Below are 17187 nucleotides of genomic sequence, written 5' to 3' on the forward strand. Positions count from 1 at the left end.
CCTGGCTCAAAGCTGGCGCACAACAAAAAGCCCACGCAGTGCGTGGGCTTTTTGTTTGCAGAAGCGTCGCCGCGTTGCCTAGCGCTGCTTGAGCTTGGCGAACGCAGCGGCCATCGCACCGGCTGGTTCCGCGTCGCGTGAGCGCTGTTGCGGGCGGCCACCGCCACCGCCCGGTCGGCTCGTGCCGCGATCCTGCTGCCCGCCGCCGCGTGGCGCCGGGCTGGCGGTGAAGTCGTCGTCGAGGCGCATCGTCAGCGAAATGCGCTGGCGTTTCACGTCGACTTCCTGCACCTTGACCTTGACCACCTGGCCGGCCTTGACGACTTCGTGCGGGTCCTTGATGAACTTCGTCGACATCGCTGACACGTGCACGAGGCCGTCCTGATGCACGCCGATGTCGACGAACGCGCCGAACGCCGCGACGTTCGTCACGACGCCTTCGAGCACCATGCCGGGCGACAGGTCGGAAACCTTCTCGACGCCTTCACGGAACGTCGCCGTCTTGAACTCGGGGCGCGGGTCGCGACCCGGCTTTTCAAGCTCAGAGAGAATGTCGCGCACGGTCGGCAAGCCGAAGCGTTCGTCGACGAATTCCGCCGGTGACAACCCTGCCAGCGCTTCACGATTGCCGAGCACTTCGCCGACGTGCCTGCTGATCTTCGCCAGCATGCGTTCGACGACCGGATACGCTTCCGGGTGCACCGAAGAGCGGTCGAGCGGATTCTCGCCGCCGTTGATGCGCAGGAACCCGGCCGCCTGTTCGAACGTCTTGTCGCCAAGACGCGGCACCTTCCGCAGATGCTCACGCGACGGGAACGGACCGTTCGCATCGCGATAGTCGACGATGTTGCGCGCCAGTGTCGCGTTCAGGCCGGACACGCGGGCGAGCAGCGCGACGGACGCCGTATTCGCATCGACGCCAACCGCGTTCACGCAATCCTCGACGACCGCGTCGAGCGAGCGCGCCAGTTCACGCTGGTTCACGTCATGCTGATACTGCCCAACGCCGATCGCCTTCGGCTCGATCTTCACCAGTTCCGCAAGCGGATCCTGCAGACGCCGCGCAATCGACACCGCGCCGCGCAGCGACACGTCCAGTTCCGGGAATTCCTTCGCAGCGAGTTCGGACGCCGAATACACCGACGCGCCGGCTTCCGACACGACGATCTTCTGCAGCTTGAACTCGGGGTGGCGCGCGATCAGTTCGCTCGCGAGCTTGTCCGTCTCGCGCGACGCGGTACCGTTGCCGATGCTGATCAGTTCCGCCTGCGTCTGCGCCGCGATACGCGCAAGCTTTGCGAGCGAACCGTCCCAGTCCCGGCGCGGCTCGTGCGGATAGATCGTATCGGTGGCGAGCAGCTTGCCGGTGCGATCGACCACGGCAACCTTCACGCCGGTGCGCAGGCCCGGGTCGAGGCCGATCACGGCCTTCGGACCGGCAGGCGCGGCCAGCAGCAGATCCTTCAGATTGCGTGCGAAAACGCGGATCGCTTCATGCTCGGCTTCGTCGCGCAGATTCGTCAGCAGTTCGTTTTCGATGTGCGGCTGCACCTTCACGCGCCAGCACCAGCGGCACACGTCGGAGAGCCATTTGTCGGCCGGGCGGTTCTGGTTCGCGATGCCGAAATGACGCGCGATCATGGCTTCGCCCGGATGCGGCACCAGGGCATCGAGTTCTTCGCCGAGCCCCAGCTTGATCATCAGCACGCCGGCATTGCGGCCGCGGAAGAGGGCGAGCGCGCGATGCGACGGCACCGTCCGGATGGTTTCCGAGTAGTCGTAGTAGTCGCGGAATTTTTCCTCTTCCGCGCCTTCCTTGCCCTCGACCACCTTCGACGACACCACGCCCTGGTTGAACAGGTAGTCGCGCAGCTTGCCGAGGATTTCGGCGGTTTCGCCGAATTGCTCCGAGAGGATGTCGCGTGCGCCGTCGAGCGCCGCCTTCACATCGGCGACACCCTTTTCGGCGTCGACGTAGGCGGCGGCTTCGGTCTGCGGGTCGAGCGCAGGATCGGCGAGCAGAGCCTGCGCGAGCGGCTCGAGGCCGGCTTCGCGGGCAATCTGGGCGCGCGTGCGACGCTTCGGTTTGTACGGGAGATACAGGTCTTCCAGCACCTGCTTGCTGTCGGCACCTTCGATTGCGGCGCGGAGTTCGTCGGTGAGCTTGCCCTGCTCGTCGATGCTGGCCACGATCGTCGCGCGCCGGTCTTCCAGTTCGCGCAGATACAGGAGACGCTCCTCGAGCGTACGCAACTGCGTGTCGTCGAGGTTGCCAGTCACTTCCTTCCGGTACCGGGCGATAAACGGAACAGTCGATCCTTCATCGAGAAGTTGTACCGCGGCCGCGACCTGGCGCGGCTGGACAGTCAGTTCGGTGGCGATGCGCTGTACGATCTTGAGTGCTACGGTTTCCGTCATAGGGTGGTCGTATTCCTGCAGGTTTCAATCAGGGCCACTTGAGGCGGCACGCGAGGCGCGCCTCTCGGCAACCGGTTGCTGAAGCGGGGCATTTTGCCATAAATGCCCGAGCGCTCAGGCGCGGGGTGATAGAATTTCAGCCATGTTCCGTTGCCCATCTACGACGTTGCCGATCTCCCGCTTTCCGTTTGCCGCGCCTTCCCGTCGACCGGCTGGCCGGCGCATTCGTCCTCTTTCTGCGTGTTTCACCGCGTGTATTGCTGCGGCGGCGCTTGCGGCCTTTTCGGCTTGTTCCCCAGCATACCCGCAGGATAGTGCCGCCAGCGCGGCCCAAAAGCCGCCACAGGTGACATCGGGCGCATCGGCTGCCCGCGCCGATGCAGCTGCCGGCGCCTCCGGAAACCAGGATTCAGCCTCTACCCCGGCCTCGTCGACGGACCATGCCGGCGACGATTTCGACGCACGCCAAAAGGCACTCAACGCCCGTAGCGACGAGAACAACTACCGCTACGCGGTCGCCCAGCATGAGTGCTATAGCCGCTTCTTCGTGAATCACTGCCTCAACAGGGCCCGCGACGCCATGCGCGAAGTTGCGGCGGACATCCGCAAACAGCAGCTTGCGCTTGATGACGAGCAGCGCGTGCAGCGTGCACAGGAGCGCGACCAGCAGGCCGCTATCCGGCGCGCGCAGAATGAGGCCGAGGCGCCGCAGCGCGCGGCCGATGAAGCGCGTAACGCCCAGGCGTTCGAAGACAAGCAGCGTCAGCATGAGCTGGACGAAGCGCAGCGCAATGCGGAGGCCCCGCAGCGCGCCGCGAACGAACAGGCGTTCCAGGAGAAGCAGCGCCAGCATGCGATCGACCAGGCGCAGCGCGGTATCAGCGCGCCGCAGGCGGCTGCGAACCAGCAGGCTTACGACCAGAAACAGGCGGATTACCAGCGTAAGCTCGAAGAGGCCCGCCAGCAGGGTGCGCAAAAGGCGCAACAGCGCGTCGAGAACGCGCAGCGCTATCAGCAGAAGCAAACGGACGCCGCGCAGCACAAGGCGGATGTGGAGGCGCGCCAGCAGCAGGCCGCTGAGAAGGCCCGACAAAAGCAGCAGGAACAGCAGGAGCAGTTGAAGCAGCAGCAGTTGCAGCAACAGCAGATGCAGCAGCAGGGTCAGTAACGCGTTTTAAGCCGGACACCAACCTCAGGCGCAGCGGCTGAACGAAGCAGCCCTCGCCACTTCGGGAGAGGAGGCGAGCATGCGCGATCACCATCACGTCATCAACGCGGACACACTTCGCGACCGCATTCTGCAGCTGGAATCGGAGCACAGTGGGCTTGATCGCCTGATCGACAGGGTGTCGGAGGAACCCGGCATCGACGACCTTGAGATACAGCGCCTGAAAAAGCGCAAGCTCAAGGTCAAGGACACCATAATCTTGCTGCAGTTGCAGCTCGAACCGGATACGCGCGCCTGAGTTCGCGACCTGGCAGGTGCCGGGGTCGGCCGTCGCGCACCGGACTTTGCAGGAATCGCTCGCCTTGAATTCACCGCTTGTTTCTTCTTCCCGTACGTCCTCGGGCGACGACGTGCCGGCACGCGACAAACGCGCTGCCGGTGCCGGCGCGCCCGCACTGAATCCGAAGCGCGTCACCGAACTCGATGACATCTTTGCCGCCGATGGGCTGCTTGCCCGGCAGATCGACGGCTATCGTTCGCGGGCGTCGCAGATCGAAATGGCACGTGCCGTGGCGGCCGCGATGGAGGCGTCAGGGCGGGCGATGCCCGAGCCCGCCATGTTCGAGTCACACAAGCGTCCCGCGCGCCGGCTGCAGGGGTCCCCGGGTAGCGATACCCGGGCCGCCGCCGACGCGGATGCGGCCGGCGACGACGCCAGCGGACTCGACGGCAGCGAGAACACGCTGATCGTCGAAGCGGGAACGGGTACCGGCAAGACCTATGCGTACCTCGTGCCGGCGATGCTGTGGGGTGGCAAGGTCATCGTGTCGACCGGTACGAAGCACCTGCAGGATCAGTTGTTCCAGCGCGATATCCCGACTGTGCGCGATGCGCTGGCAGTGCCGGTATCCATCGCCATGCTCAAGGGCCGCGCGAACTACCTCTGCCACTACTACCTGCAGCGCACCGCGGACAACGGCCGTCTGCCTTCACGCCAGGAAACTTCGTATTTGCAGGACATCATCCGTTTCGCAAAGATCACGCGCACGGGCGATAAGGCCGAACTGGCTAGCGTGCCGGAAACGGCGCAGGTCTGGTCGATGGTTACGTCGACGCGCGAGAACTGTCTCGGCCAGGAGTGTCCGCATTACAAGGACTGTTTCGTCATGCAGGCGCGCCGTGAGGCGCAGCAGGCCGATATCGTCGTCGTGAACCACCATCTCTTTTTCGCGGACATCATGTTGCGCGATACGGGGATGGCCGAACTGCTGCCGATGGCGAACACGATCATCTTCGATGAGGCGCATCAGTTGCCCGAAACGGCGACGCTCTTTTTCGGCGAGACGCTGTCGACTACGCAGTTCCTCGAACTCGCGCGCGACTCGGTCGCCGAAGGTCTCGGTCATGCGCGCGATGCGGTGGAGTGGGTGCAGCTTGGCGGCGCGCTCGAACGTGCTGCGCGCGATGTGCGTCTTGCGTTCAGGGAAGACTCGGTAAGGCTGTCGATCGGGCAACTGCCCGACGATCATCCGCTGTTCCCGGCGCTCGAAGCACTGGAAACCGAACTGGATGCGCTCGCGACGGCGCTCGCCGGTCATGCGGAACGCGCCGAGTCCATCGGCGCCTGTTTGCGCCGTGCGCGCGAACTGCAGGGCATTCTGGCAGGCTGGACCTCGCCGCCGACCGAAGTCGAGCGCGATGCAGCCAGCGGCGAGAAGACGGATGGCGCGACCGATCCTGACGAAAAGGTCCGCTGGATCGAAGTGTTCTCGCACACCGTGCAGTTGCATGAGACGCCGCTGTCGGTGGCGCCGATCTTTGCGAAGCAGCGTGCCGGTGTACCTCGCGCATGGATCTTCACGTCGGCGACCCTGTCGGTGCGAGGCGACTTCACGCACTACGCGGCGCAGATGGGTCTGAACTCGCGTCGCTCGATGACCTTGCCAAGCCCATTCGACTATGGCACCCAAGGCCTCCTGTATGTGCCGCGCAATCTGCCGCAACCGTCATCCCCGGCCTTCACCGACGCCGTCTTCGACGCCGCCTTGCCCGCGATCGAAGCGTCGGGTGGCGGCGTGTTCATGCTGTGCACGACGTTGCGCGCGGTCGATCGTATCGCCACACGACTGCGCGAGACGATCGAGTCGAGTGGCTGGGACTATCCGTTGCTCGTGCAGGGCGACGCGAGCCGCACGGAACTGCTGGAGCGTTTCCGTTCCTATGGCAATGCGATCCTGGTTGGCAGCCAGAGTTTCTGGGAAGGCGTGGATGTGCGCGGTGATGCACTGTCGCTGGTGGTGATCGACAAGCTGCCCTTCGCTCCACCTGACGACCCGGTGCTGTCCGCCCGCCTCGAGGCGCTGACGAAGAAAGGGCTAAGCCCGTTCGCGGTCCATCAGTTGCCGCAGGCGGTCATCACGTTGAAGCAGGGCGCAGGGCGCCTGATACGCGCCGAGACGGATCGCGGCGTGCTGATGATCTGCGACACGCGGCTCGTCGACAAGCCCTACGGCCGCCGCATCTGGCAGAGTCTGCCGCCGTTCAGGCGTACGCGGGAGATCGATGTCGTGCGCGAATTCTTTGCTGAATCGCACGACGTGTCATCGAAATGATTTGAGGTGATGGTGATGCGTGAACCGGACCGCGCGAAGTCTGCGGTCCCGATGTTGTGCGGCCAGGTAATAAAACAAAACGCCACGGATGTGAATCCGTGGCGTTTTGTTTTACCGGTCGGGAAGTCGGGTAGATCTCCCAACGCGGTTTTCGCCCAGAGGCGAACCCTATCGCTACAGCTTACTGGCTTGCGCCCGAAGCCGGCGCAGCGGCCGAAGCGGCAGCGCCTGCGTCCGAGGCAGCAGCACCTGCGTCGCTCGCAGCAGCAGCAGCGCCCGAAGCAGCAGCACCAGCGTCGCTCGCAGCAGCAGCAGCGCCCGAAGCAGCAGCACCTGCATCCGAAGCTGCAGCAGCAGGTGCCGAAGCAGCAGCTGCATCGCTAGCCGGGGCAGCTGCTTGATCGCTGCTCTTGTTGCATGCAGCCAGTGCCACAGCTGCCAACAGGGATGCTACGAGGAGGGATTTCTTCATGATCACGTCCTTTTATGGTTAAAGGTAAGCAACAGCGCAAAATATTACCGGTAATGTGCTCCAACACCGACCTGGGCCGCTGGTGGAGACGCACTTCATGAGCGTGAATCTTCCCTACGGCTTGGGCGGAAATTATAGGCACTTTCGTATCGACCGTCGATAAATCCGGGGTCAATACGTTGTCTTTCTCATACAATATTTCACGGCAGGGTATAACACGTAGACGGACCTATGCAAGCTCGCCTACCTGTATCCAGCCCGCACAATACCACTCGTGTAGCAGTGCTGTCACCGATGAATCGTCCGAGAGTGTTACAAAGCGTTTCGCACTCAGACGACGTTGGTCTGCGAGTTCAATCAACCATTTTTTCACGCCCGCAAGCCTGTTTTCTTCTCCATTCAGGAAGTAAAGGCGGGCGTCGTACAACAGAATCGACTTGCGATCGAGCCTGATGCCGGATTGCATGGCACGCTGGATGAATCGTGGCTCACTCAACGGCCGGGCGGGCGGATCGAACACAACGCTCGGTTTCGGCTCACTCAGGTACGTGCCGAGAAAAGTGGAGATATCGCGTTCGCTCCACTGGACCTTCGCAAGGATTGCGCCAACCCTCTCCACCAGTGCCGAGGGAAGCATGGCTGGGTTGGCGACGGCAGGTTGCTGCGGATCCCGGTACAACTCTGCGGTGCCGCCCGGCGCATCGCCGCGTTCTGCCAGATGGTAAAGAAACTGGCCCGTCAACTCCTGCGCCGAAGGCGCGCGAAAGCCGATCGAACAGGTCATGCATTCACCTTCGGCGACGCCATCGTGTGCAATGTGCGGTGGCAGATAGAGCATGTCGCCCGGTTCCAGCAACCATTCCTCTTCCGGTTCAAAGTTTTGTAGAACTTTCAAGGGCAAGCCCGGCCGCAGCGACAGGTCGCGTTGCGCGCCGATGCGCCAGCGGCGCTTGCCATGAACCTGCAACAGGAACACGTCGTAGGAGTCGAAATGAGCACCGACACCGCCGCCGTCGCTCGCATAGGAAATCATCAGATCGTCGAGGCGGGCGTCGGGCACGAAGCGGAAACGGTCGAGCAACGCGCGGGCGCGATCGTCGTGCAGATCGACGCCCTGGACGAGCAGCGTCCATGCGCGGTGCCTGACGGACGGCAGTTCATCCGCGGCGAACGGGCCGTGTTCCAACTGCCACCTGTTGCGAAAATGGGTAATGAGGCGTGCCTCGACCTCGTCCTCGCCGGCAAGCTCGAAGAGTTCGTCGCGGGCGAGTGGCGGCACGACATCCGGGATCGCCTGTCGGATCAGCAGGGGTTTTTTCTGCCAGTACCGGCGCATGAATTGCGTCGGGGTGAGGTTGCCCAGGAGCGGCGTGGGCGTGTCCGGCTGCGGTGCCGGTAGCGGAGACGAAATCCGGGCGGGCGCTACGCCGGGCGGGTGGTCAAGGGGCCGCTTGGGCATCGTATAATGTGAGTTGTATTCTGGAGAATCGAATGAAAATCGCAAAGAACACCGTCGTGTCGGTCGCTTACAAGCTGTCGGATGCGCAGGGCAATCTGATTGAAGAAAGCGACGAGCCGATGGTCTATCTGCACGGCGGCTATGATGGCACGTTCCCCAAGATCGAGGAAGAGCTCGACGGTCATGAGCCGGGCTTCGAAACCCAGATCCAGCTCGAGCCAGCTGATGCCTTTGGAGAGTACGATCCCGATCTCGTCAAGATCGAACCGCGCGACCGCTTTCCTGAGCCGCTCGAAGTCGGCATGCAGTTCGAAGGCACACCTGAAGAGGGTGACGAAGACCTCGATTCGCTCATCTACACGGTGACCGACGTCGCCGAAGACAAGGTGGTGCTCGACGGCAACCATCCGCTCGCGGGCATGTCCCTGCGCTTCGCGCTGTCGGTAAAGGAAGTGCGCGAAGCTACCGAGGACGAAATCCAGCATGAGCACGCGCACGGCGCAGATGGCCTCGAAGTTCTCGATGAAGATGACGACGATGCCGAGGAACGCAAGTCAGGGCCCACGCTGCACTGAACTGGCGGGCGCGCCGGCGGAAGCGGGTGAAGCATCCGTCCCGGCCGGCGCCGGCTGCTGTACTGGTGGCAGGTCGGGAGCCGGCGGCAACGACGGCACCTCAGGCATCGAAGGTGTCGGCTCCTCGTGCGTCGGTGCTGGCGGCAGCGTCGACGGGAGCGGCATGTTTTTCGGCACGTCGCGCACGCTCACCCGAAATGGCGGCCGCCGCGCCATGTCCGCTTCAACCTCAATCCACTGATTCAACCGGTCGTGCGGCGCGAATGCGACGCGGGTCAGGTTCGTGACCTCAACGCCCTTGTCATTGCGCAGCGGTTGATCGATCAGGAAGCCGCCGGGCGGCCGCTCGTCATCGGCGTGAATGACGAGGATCGGCCCGCGAAAGGTCTGCGCGAGCTTCACGAGACTTCGTTTCAATTCCAGAAAGCCGTCGCGGCGCTGGTTGCGCGCAAAGCGCAACCACGAGAATCGCTCAGGCCGTTCATAGCGTTCGGGATCGAAATCGCCCTGAATGAACACGACGACCGCACGTGCCTCGTGCCGTTTGGCGTATTCCGCTGCATGCTCCAGCCAGAACGCATTGGCGACAACGCGGTCTTCGAATTCGCCATTGCGACCGCCGGCGTTCAGATAGTGGTTGTTCGGCGACGGCGCGTTGAGCGCGACGAACACGGTATCGCCGACTTGCCAGCGAACGTTCTCGCGATACGGATGAAAGCGCGAAACCTCGCTTTCGCGCGTGAGCGAAACCGGATTCTGGCCCATCGACGAAGCGTCGGAGAAGAGCGTCTGCCGTAGCAGGTCGAGACGCTCGACCGGGTCGTAGCCGCCCGCCTGGGCGGTGCCGCAATCGGCCCAGTCGTGCTGGCCGGGGACAAAGATCAGCGCCGGGCGGGCCGCTTCGAGCAACGTCTGTCGACTCTCGTACAGTGAGTCGCGGCACTGTTCCTTAGGCCCCTTCAGATTGCCGTCGTAGACGATGAACGACACATTGCGCTCGCGGCCAATGGTTTCCAGCAGACGTTGTGTGTGTGCTTCGTCCGCAGGGCTTTCGAGTGTGCCGCTGACAACCGCGAATGTGTATCGGGAGCCCGCCGCATGCGCAGTCGGCGACGCGTTCGCCAGCATGAACGCCAGCGCAACGATCAGCGCCGCACTGGCATGGCGCGGCCGCTGTGGATACCGCGTGCGCTCAACAGTCCGCATCCGTTGCGCCGGCCAGGTCTTGCAGTTCGTACAGCAGGTCGAGCGCATCACGCGGCCGCAGATTATCCACATCGATGGAGCGCAGGCGTTCGAGTACCGGGTTTGGCGCTGCGGCCTCGGGCATTGCCGGCTCGTCTTCCGCATCTTCCAGTAACTGGGGCGCAGCGAACAGGTCGAGTTGCGGCGTGCCCTGCGTGACGGACTGCTGCTCGAGATACGCAAGATGCCTGCGTGCTGCCCGGATCACCGCGCCCGGCACGCCCGCCAGTTGCGCTACCTGCAAACCATAGCTCTGGTTGGCCGGTCCTTCTTCGACGGCATGCAGGAATACGATGCCATGCCCATGTTCGACAGCCGACAGATGCACGTTCGCCGCCTGCGGAAACTCGCCGGGCAGTTGCGTCAGTTCGAAGTAGTGCGTGGCGAACAGCGTATGGCAGCCGTTGTGCGCGAGCAGATGCCGTGCGATCGCCCATGCGAGTGCGAGCCCGTCGAATGTCGACGTGCCACGGCCGATTTCATCCATCAACACGAGACTCTGCGGCGTCGCATCGTTCAGGATGGCCGCGGCTTCCGTCATTTCGACCATGAACGTCGAGCGTCCGCCAGCAAGGTCGTCAGCCGCTCCGATGCGCGTGAAGATCCGGTCGATCGGACCGAACCGCGCGCGTCGCGCCGGGACATAGCTGCCGACGTAGGCCATCAGCGCGATCAAGGCGGTCTGCCGCATGAACGTCGACTTACCGCCCATGTTCGGGCCGGTGATCAGCAGCAATCTGCGTTCGGGCGAAAGCGTGCAGTCGTTGGCGATGAACTGCTCGACCTGAGCTTCGACGACTGGATGGCGTCCATGCTCGATTTCGATTCCGGCTGTTTCAGAGAACGCCGGTGCGACCCAGTCGAGCGCGCGTGCACGTTCCGCGAATGCCGCGAGCAGATCCAGTTCCGCCAGGGCGCCAGCGACGCGCTGGCAGTCCGCGATAAACGGCAGCAGCGACTGAAGCAGCGTCTCATACAGCGCGCGCTCGCGCGCCAGTGCGCGTTCCTGTGCGGACAGCGCCTTGTCCTCGAAGGTCTTCAGCTCAGGCGTGATGTAGCGCTCGGCATTCTTCAGTGTCTGACGGCGGCGGTAGTCGTCTGGCACCTTGTCCGTCTGGCCGCGCGTGACCTCGATATAGAAGCCGTGAACCTTGTTGTATTCGACGCGCAGATTCGTGATGCCGGTGCGCGCACGTTCACGCGTTTCCAGGTCAATCAGGAACTGGCCGCAGTTTTCGGAGATATCGCGTAGCTCGTCAAGTTCCGCGTCATAGCCACGCGCAATCACGCCGCCGTCGCGCACCATCGCGGCCGGCTCCGGCGCGACGGCGCGGCTTAGCAGCTCAACGCAATCCGCCGGCGGTTCGAGCGAAAGGTGGATGCGCGCAAGCGACGCCGCGCCAGCAGTCAATGGTGCCAGCTGCGTGCGCAGTTCGGGCAGCGCGATAAACGTGTCGCGCAGGCTCGACAGATCGCGCGGACGCGCCGACAGCAATGCGAGGCGCCCGGTGATCCGCTCGATGTCCGAGATCTGGCGCAGCGCGCTGCGCAACGAATCGAGACTCGCGCTGACCGGCGCGTCGAGCAACGCGCCTGTCGCCTGCTGGCGGGCCTGGGCGAGCGCGGCATCGCGCGGAGGATGGTGCAGCCAGTGACGCAGCAGGCGGCTGCCCATCGTCGTGCAGCAGGTGTCGAGCAGCGAGCAAAGGGTCGGCGATTCCGTGCCGCGCAGCGTTTCCGTTAATTCGAGGTTGCGGCGTGTGGACGGGTCGAGCCCAATGTATTCGGACTCGGATTCGATCTTGAGGCTGCGTACATGGCGCAGTTGCTGACCTTGTGTCGCCGCCGCGTAGAGGAGCAGCGCGCCGGCCGCGCCGCAGGCGCTGGTCAGCGAGTGTGCGCCAAAGCCGTCGAGGCTCGCGACGTCCAGCTGGTCGCACAGGCGCTGCGTGCCCGATGCGACATCGAAGTGCCATGCCGGCACACGCGTGAGCGCACCGGAGCCGGCTGCGGGAGACCAGTCCTCCGGGCCCGCAGGCGTATCGGCAACGAGGATTTCCGCAGGGCGGATGCGTTCAAGCGCGGCGGCCACCTGATCCGGCGCGACTTCCGTCAGACGGAGCGCGCCGCTTGCCAGATTGAGCCAGGCGAGCCCGATGGTGGTGGCAACACCTCGCCGGTTGTGCCCGATGCACATCGCCAGCAGATAGACATCGTTCTTGTCCGAAAGCAGTGCGGCATCGGTCAGCGTACCCGGCGTCACGACCCGCATCACCTTGCGCTCGACGGGACCTTTCGATGTTGCCGGATCGCCAACCTGTTCGCAGATCGCCACCGACTCGCCGAGCTTCACAAGCTTCGCGAGATATTGTTCGACGGCGTGATGCGGCACGCCGGCCATCTTGATCGGATTGCCGGCCGAGGCACCGCGCTGCGTCAGCGTGAGATCGAGGAGGCGCGCGGCTTTTTCCGCGTCCTCGAAAAACAGCTCGTAGAAGTCGCCCATCCGGTAGAACACGAGCGTGCCCGGATGCTCCGACTTGATGCGCAGATACTGCTGCATCATCGGCGTGTGCTGTGCGGTCGTGTCGACGCTTTCGACAGTTTCTTTAGCTGCTGCGATTGGAGTGCCCATCCAGAATGTCTTGCGTTGGTGTACAGGGCGTGAGTTTAACTCGCCTGCGCCGCGTGTGAACCTGGCCGGATGGCCTGGCCGCATTGCCAATGCGCGCCACCGAGGCGCCGCGCTATTCCTCGACCAGCGCGCGCATGTCCACCGTGCGCGCATTCACTGCGCCGCGGCGTTTTGCCAGCCACATCATGAACGTGATGAAGGTGCCGAACACGACGATGATCCACTGCACGGGGAGCTTTGCCGTCAGCATCACTGCGTACGCGCCCAGCATCAGTAGCACGGCCAGATTCTGGTTGAAGTTCTGGACGGCGATCGAATGCCCGGCGGAAAGCAGTGTCGCGCCGCGGTGCTGCAGGATCGCGTTCATCGGCACGATGAAGAAGCCCGACAGGGCGCCGAGCAGGATCATCAGCGGATAGGCGAGCACGATATAGACAGGCGCGACGAACGGCCCGATCTTGATGCCCATGCCGGGCGGGAACAGCCCTTTACTGTAGAACGCCATGGCGATCGCCACTGCGCCAGTCACGATGCCGATTGGCAGCACGCGCAGCGAACTGCGCAACGGGATCCATGCCGCCGCAGCCGCCGCGCCCACCGCGATACCCAGCCCCGTGACGCCCTGCATCACGGCCGCTTTCGATAGCGACAGGCCGAGGTTCGCGTCGGCCCATTTGAGCACCAGCAGTTGCAGCGTGACAGCGCCGCCCCACATGAGCGTCGTGACCCAGAGCGCGATCTGGGCCAGCTTGTCGGCCCACAGCACGTTGAAGCACTGCGCAAAATCGCCGACGAGTTTGCCCGGCTCGACAAGACGGTTCGGATAGCGCGCGCCGGTATCGGGAATGCCGACGTTGATCGCCGCGGCGATCGCGTAGGTGATCATCACGGCGAGCATCGCAAGATTGGCGGCCGAGTGGATCAGCGGCAGGTGAGCATGGGCGACGAACCTCGTCGCATACGTGCTGATGAGGGCGCCGCCGAGCATCGTGCCGACGATCGTCGACAGCACGGTTGCCGATTCGAGCCACGCATTCGCGGCGACAAGTTTTTCGGCCGGCAGCAGTTCCGTCAGGATGCCGTACTTCGCCGGCGAATACGCGGCGGCGCCGAAGCCGACGACGCCATACGCAATCATCGGATGGACGCCCACGATCATCATCAGGCAGCCGATCGCCTTCAGCGCGTTGGAGACGAACATCACGTGGCGCTTTTGCAGCGCGTCGGCGAAGGCGCCTACGAACGGCGCGAGCAGCACGTACGAAATTGTAAAAAAGATTTGCAAAAGCGGCGTGATCCAGGCCGGCGACCGGATCGCGGTGAGCAGCGCGATGGCGGCGATCAGCAGCGCGTTATCGGCGAGGGACGACACAAACTGTGCCGCAATGATGGTGTAGAAGCCTTTTTTCATGAAGCGGAGCGGAGCGCCCAACGAGAAGCTTCGAGAGCGGGACGGCGGTGAAGGGCTGAAGGGCGCAGTCTATCGCTTTAACGCATAAGCCGCGTCGGGCTACGCACCCACCAGGCTCTCATCCGACACCGAGAGACATCCACAGGGTGGCGCAGCCACAACAAAAAAGCGGCCGGAGCCGCTTTTCTCGTTCGAGCATCAGGCCGTCTTCTGCTTTGTGCGGCTATATTTGGTGAGGATCGGCACCATCTGCGCGTAAATCTTCGGATTGCCCGCGACGATTTCCCCGACGTGCAGGAATTCCGAGTCACCCGTGTAATTGCCGACGAGGCCACCGGCTTCGGTGATCAGCAGGCTGCCTGCTGCCATGTCCCATGCCTTGAGACCCTGTTCGAAGAAGCCGTCCATGCGGCCTGCCGCGACGTTGGCCAGATCGAGCGCGGCCGCACCCGGCCGCCGCAGGCCTGCGCAGGCGACGGTCATGTCGTCGAAGAGGCGTCCATATTCCTTGAGGCCGTCTTTTTCGCGGAACGGGAAGCCGGTGCCGATCAGGCCGTCCGCAAGACGGTCGCGGCGGCCGACCCGGATGCGGCGATCGTTCAGAAAGGCGCCACGGCCACGCGAGGCGGTGAAGAGGTCGTTGCGGGTCGGGTCATAGACGACCGCCTGCGTGACGATGCCCTTGTGCGCCAGCGCGATCGACACGCAGTAGTACTGGAAGCCGTGGATGAAGTTTGTGGTGCCGTCGAGCGGATCGATGATCCACTGGAATTCCGACTCGTTGTCGGATTCGCCGGATTCTTCGGCGAGGATCGCGTGATCGGGGTAGGCGGTCTTCAGCGTATCGATGATCGCGGCTTCGGACGCCTTGTCGACCTCCGTGACGAAATCGTTGTGCTGCTTCTTGCTGACCTGGACGAGGTCGAGATCGAGCGATGCGCGGTTGATGATCTGTCCACCGCGTCGCGCGGCCTTGACAGCGATATTGAGCATGGGATGCATGAGCCGGAATCCTTGTGCCGGACGGCCGCTGCGGCTGCCCGGTAATAGCTGTAAACAACCGGAACGTACGCTTTGAACAGGATCAGGCACGCGTTCCGTCGACGGAGACGAATTGAAGAAGAGCGGGGCGCACGTTCGAAGACGGCGCGAATTGCATGATTTTACCCGAGTCTGGCCCGCTCCGGCGGTGAACGGCGCCGGCCACCTTTCGCGCCGCCTTACAAAACCGGATCACCCGGTGGCGGTTGGGGCTACCATATTGGTTCTTCAGTTCGTCAATTGTTATCCGTGACCGAATCACCGTATCCGTCTTCTCTTTCTTCCCGCGACACGTCTGCCGAATGCACCGGGCCGGTTGGCGGCGGTTTCACGTCGACGCGCTTCGTGCTGGTCGAGCCCAGTCATCCGGGCAACGTCGGTGCCGCGGCGCGGGCGCTGAAAACGATGGGGTTTTCGCGCCTCGTGCTGGTCGCGCCGCGCGTCCCGAATGTGCAGAACGATCCTGAAGCCGTCGCAATGGCAAGCGGAGCCGACGACGTGCTCGCGTCGGCGCACGTCGTTCCATCGCTTGCCGATGCGCTGAACGGCGTGCACTGGTCGATCGCACTGACGGCACGCGCGCGCGAATACGGGCCGCCCCAGCTCGCGCCGCGCGTAGCCGGGGTACAGGCACGCGAGCACGCCGTACACGGCGAGATCGCGCTCGTGTTCGGCAACGAGCGCACGGGCCTGTCGAACGAAGACGTCGAGCGCTGCAGCGTGCTCGCGCACATTCCTGCCAATCCTGCGTACAGTTCGCTGAACCTGGCCCAGGCGGTACAGGTGCTGTCGTACGAACTCCGGATGGCCTATCTCGGCCACATCGATAGCGAGAGCGGCTTCGAAATGGGCGCTGCCGCCAGTTCGCGCGCTGCCAGCGACGAGATCGAGCGTATGTACGTGCATCTGGAAAACGCGCTGATCGCGCTGGATTTTCTCGATCCGGGCAACCCGAAGAAACTGATGTCGCGGCTGCGACGGCTGTTCGCGCGCTCGGGGCTCGAACGCGAGGAAGTCAACATCGTGCGCGGCATCGCCAAACACATCCTGCTGAAGGTGAAGCCGCAGGAAAAGTAGGGCCTCCGGCGGCCATTACCTCCGTCGCGGGCCTTCGCGGCGCGTCGTGACGCCTGCCCCCTGCGACGACCTTGCCGGGAACGAGGGCATCCAGGCAGTTTTTGCGCAATCCACCTACAATCCCTCAAACGTCATAAGCAAAGCTGCGGAAGCGCGTTTTTCGCAAGCAGCCCGTCGATGCCGGTGTCCGGCCGCGACGGTTTTCCCCCCACGCCAGCCTGATTGCCATGTTCACGAGACTCCGCGAAGACATCGCCACGATCCGCGAGCGCGACCCCGCCGCCCGCAGCGCCTGGGAAGTCCTCACGTGTTATCCGGGCCTGCACGCGCTCGTGCTGCACCGCTTTGCGCACGCGTGCTGGCAGGCGAAGCATCGCTGGATCGCGCGGTTCGTCTCGCAGATGGCGCGCTTTCTGACCGGCATCGAGATTCATCCGGGTGCAACCGTCGGGCGGCGCGTGTTCATCGATCACGGCATGGGCGTCGTCGTCGGAGAGACGGCCGAGATCGGCGATGACTGCACGATCTACCAGGGCGTGACGCTCGGCGGCACGTCGCTCACGCGCGGCGCAAAACGGCACCCGACGCTCGAACGCGGTGTGATCGTCGGTGCGGGTGCGAAGGTGCTGGGCGGCTTCACGATCGGCGCCGAAGCGAAGATCGGCTCGAATGCCGTGGTCGTCAAGCCGGTGCCGGCGGGCGGCACGGCGGTCGGCAATCCGGCTCGGGTCATCATGCCGGCTGCGGCGAGCGGCGAAGCAGCGAAGCCGGCACCCGGGCGCACCGCCTTTTGCGCGTACGGCATCACGCCGAATGCGGACGATCCGGTATCGCTGGCGATCCACGGTTTGATCGATCATGCGGCGACCCAGACGCAACGTATCGATGAAGTGGTCGCCGCGCTCGAGCGCCTCGGGGCGAGCCTCGAAGCGCTGCACGGCGCGGATGCGGCGCTCGTCGATCTGCGCAGGCTGTCAGCGGCGATTGAAGGTAAGGTCACGGAGAGTTGAGCGCGCCGGCTGGGTCGGTGCCCTGTGGATGTCGTCGCGTCGGCGGCGCGTATCCTGCATACCC

13 protein-coding genes are annotated in these 17187 nt (G+C 63.9%); 6 read left to right on the forward strand and 7 right to left on the reverse strand.

The window, feature by feature from the left end; genetic code table 11:
• Positions 1 to 78: 78 nt before the first annotated feature.
• The gene (locus P3T23_RS21060) at positions 79 to 2418 is read right to left on the reverse strand and encodes a Tex family protein (RefSeq protein WP_429318067.1); all 2340 of its coding nucleotides are present in this window, start codon (positions 2416 to 2418) and stop codon (positions 79 to 81) included.
• 142 nt (positions 2419 to 2560) lie between these two features.
• On the opposite strand from P3T23_RS21060, the gene P3T23_RS21065 reads away from it, so the two are divergent.
• From P3T23_RS21065 to P3T23_RS21075, 3 genes are all read left to right on the forward strand, one after another.
• A complete protein-coding gene (locus tag P3T23_RS21065; protein WP_429318068.1) occupies positions 2561 to 3586 on the forward strand; it encodes a colicin transporter in 1026 nt (341 codons plus the stop codon).
• Positions 3587 to 3665: 79 nt separating this feature from the next.
• The gene (locus tag P3T23_RS21070) at positions 3666 to 3884 is read left to right on the forward strand and encodes a DUF465 domain-containing protein (RefSeq protein WP_429318069.1); all 219 of its coding nucleotides are present in this window, start codon (positions 3666 to 3668) and stop codon (positions 3882 to 3884) included.
• Between the two features lie 64 nt (positions 3885 to 3948).
• The gene (locus P3T23_RS21075) at positions 3949 to 6198 is read left to right on the forward strand and encodes an ATP-dependent DNA helicase (protein ID WP_429318070.1); all 2250 of its coding nucleotides are present in this window, start codon (positions 3949 to 3951) and stop codon (positions 6196 to 6198) included.
• Positions 6199 to 6379: 181 nt separating this feature from the next.
• Here the strand turns inward: P3T23_RS21075 and P3T23_RS21080 are convergent, their stop codons facing one another.
• Both P3T23_RS21080 and P3T23_RS21085 read right to left on the reverse strand, forming a co-directional pair.
• Complete coding sequence (locus P3T23_RS21080) at positions 6380 to 6670, reverse strand: hypothetical protein (protein WP_429318071.1); 291 nt, start codon at positions 6668 to 6670, stop codon at positions 6380 to 6382.
• Between the two features lie 229 nt (positions 6671 to 6899).
• Entirely contained in the window at positions 6900 to 8129 is a 1230-nt protein-coding gene (locus P3T23_RS21085; protein WP_429318072.1) for a JmjC domain-containing protein, read from the reverse strand.
• 32 nt (positions 8130 to 8161) lie between these two features.
• Between P3T23_RS21085 and P3T23_RS21090 the strand changes: the two genes are divergently transcribed.
• Entirely contained in the window at positions 8162 to 8704 is a 543-nt protein-coding gene (locus P3T23_RS21090) for an FKBP-type peptidyl-prolyl cis-trans isomerase (RefSeq protein WP_429318073.1), read from the forward strand.
• Here P3T23_RS21090 and P3T23_RS21095 read toward each other — a convergent pair.
• The 4 genes from P3T23_RS21095 to P3T23_RS21110 form a co-directional block, all read right to left on the reverse strand.
• Positions 8684 to 9910 carry a hypothetical protein gene (locus tag P3T23_RS21095; RefSeq protein ID WP_429318074.1) on the reverse strand — a complete coding sequence of 409 codons (1227 nt, stop codon included), beginning with the start codon at positions 9908 to 9910 and terminating at the stop codon, positions 8684 to 8686. The genes P3T23_RS21090 and P3T23_RS21095 overlap by 21 nt on opposite strands.
• The gene (mutS, locus tag P3T23_RS21100) at positions 9897 to 12584 is read right to left on the reverse strand and encodes a DNA mismatch repair protein MutS (RefSeq protein WP_429318075.1); all 2688 of its coding nucleotides are present in this window, start codon (positions 12582 to 12584) and stop codon (positions 9897 to 9899) included. The genes P3T23_RS21095 and mutS overlap by 14 nt, the downstream gene beginning before the upstream one ends.
• 112 nt (positions 12585 to 12696) lie before the next feature.
• A complete protein-coding gene (lplT, locus tag P3T23_RS21105; RefSeq protein ID WP_429318179.1) occupies positions 12697 to 13995 on the reverse strand; it encodes a lysophospholipid transporter LplT in 1299 nt (432 codons plus the stop codon).
• Between the two features lie 198 nt (positions 13996 to 14193).
• The gene (locus P3T23_RS21110) at positions 14194 to 14997 is read right to left on the reverse strand and encodes an inositol monophosphatase family protein (RefSeq protein ID WP_429318076.1); all 804 of its coding nucleotides are present in this window, start codon (positions 14995 to 14997) and stop codon (positions 14194 to 14196) included.
• Between the two features lie 384 nt (positions 14998 to 15381).
• Between P3T23_RS21110 and P3T23_RS21115 the strand changes: the two genes are divergently transcribed.
• Both P3T23_RS21115 and cysE read left to right on the forward strand, forming a co-directional pair.
• Positions 15382 to 16113 (forward strand): RNA methyltransferase, encoded by a 732-nt coding sequence (locus tag P3T23_RS21115; protein ID WP_429318180.1) that lies wholly within the window; start codon positions 15382 to 15384, stop codon positions 16111 to 16113.
• A 227-nt stretch (positions 16114 to 16340) separates the two neighbouring features.
• The gene (gene cysE, locus P3T23_RS21120) at positions 16341 to 17123 is read left to right on the forward strand and encodes a serine O-acetyltransferase (protein ID WP_429318077.1); all 783 of its coding nucleotides are present in this window, start codon (positions 16341 to 16343) and stop codon (positions 17121 to 17123) included.
• The last annotated feature ends 64 nt before the right edge of the window (positions 17124 to 17187 follow it).

The sequence above is a fragment of the Paraburkholderia sp. GAS448 genome (assembly GCF_050435685.1).
In the GTDB taxonomy this organism is placed as follows: Bacteria; Pseudomonadota; Gammaproteobacteria; order Burkholderiales; family Burkholderiaceae; genus Paraburkholderia.